General features: G+C 42.4%; 1 protein-coding gene. It reads right to left on the bottom strand.

The window, feature by feature from the left end:
• On the bottom strand, window positions 1-231 hold a 231-nt coding region (locus SB717_RS36700), incomplete at its 3' end, for a hypothetical protein (RefSeq protein WP_410907991.1).
• Window positions 232-264 lie beyond the last annotated feature (33 nt).

The raw sequence follows: 264 nt of genomic DNA, 5'->3' as shown, positions 1-264 counted from the left end.
GACAACAATCCTTTCGATGGCGTTCGTGGGGAGCAAGGTATCCTCCATTTCTGACCAACTGATTTCTTTGGGACCACCAGAACGGTTGAAGAAAACGGTCAAGAACAACAGAAAAACCACCAATAACCAATTGACCCAGCTAAAGTTGTATTCCCTTTTGGGAGGTTTTGGGGTGTTGATGGTTTTTTTACCTTTACCATCTTCTTCTGTACCATTGTTTTTAGGGCGCATCTATCTGTTCTAAAAATATACTCGGGAATGCAC

This window comes from Priestia sp. SIMBA_032 (assembly GCF_046535215.1).
GTDB classification, from domain to species: Bacteria; Bacillota; Bacilli; order Bacillales; family Bacillaceae_H; genus Priestia; species Priestia aryabhattai.
This window is presented reverse-complemented; position numbering and strand designations above follow the sequence as displayed.